Origin of the sequence: Vulcanisaeta distributa JCM 11217 (assembly GCF_001316005.1) — an archaeon.
GTDB lineage: Archaea > Thermoproteota > Thermoprotei > Thermoproteales > Thermocladiaceae > Vulcanisaeta > Vulcanisaeta distributa_B.
Genome location: NZ_BBBJ01000018.1, coordinates 1 through 607, shown reverse-complemented (window position 1 = coordinate 607; position 607 = coordinate 1). Strand labels below are relative to the sequence as shown.

Sequence of the window (607 nt, the reverse complement as noted above, 5' to 3'; positions counted from 1 at the left end):
CCCCCCCGATCAGTGCTCTACCCCCCCCGTGGGCCTCCTCCAGGGAGGCCGGGCTGGGACCCGCTTCGGGGGGAACCAGCTATCACCGGGCTTGATTGGTCTTTTGCCCCCCCTAGCCCCCCCAGGTCATGGGAACGAATTGCACATCAGAACCCTTTCGGGCCTCCACGGGGCTTTCGCCCCCCCGCTTCACCCTGCCCAGGGCTAGATCGCCCGGTTTCTGGTCTCCCGCCCGTGACTACGGGCCCATTAAGACCCAGCCCCCCCTCACGGGGTCACCCCCCCCGCTACGGGCTTTTCGGTTTCCCTACGCCTTCGGGGCTAACCCCCCCCTTAGGCTCGCCACGGGCGGGAACTCCCCCCCCGGCCCGTGTTTCTAGACGGAAGGGGCGACCCTGGACCCTCCCCCCCCTCGTACTCCCGGGTTCACCCCCCCGGTTTCCTTCGGGGAAGGGCACCCTTTCGGGCCGCCCCCCCCTCCTTTAGCCGCCCGGTTTCAGGCTCTTTTCACTCCCCCCCTTTCGGGTTCTTTTCAGCTTTCCCTCACGGTACTAGTGCGCTATCGGTCTCGGGACGTGCTTAGCCTTGGGGGCCAGTGGCCCCCCCC

Annotated in this window: 1 rRNA gene; it reads right to left on the bottom strand. The window is 68.0% G+C overall.

Going from position 1 to position 607, the window contains the following annotated elements:
* Positions 1-607: ribosomal RNA gene (locus tag JCM11217_RS17120) — 23S ribosomal RNA — on the bottom strand; the annotation flags it as partial.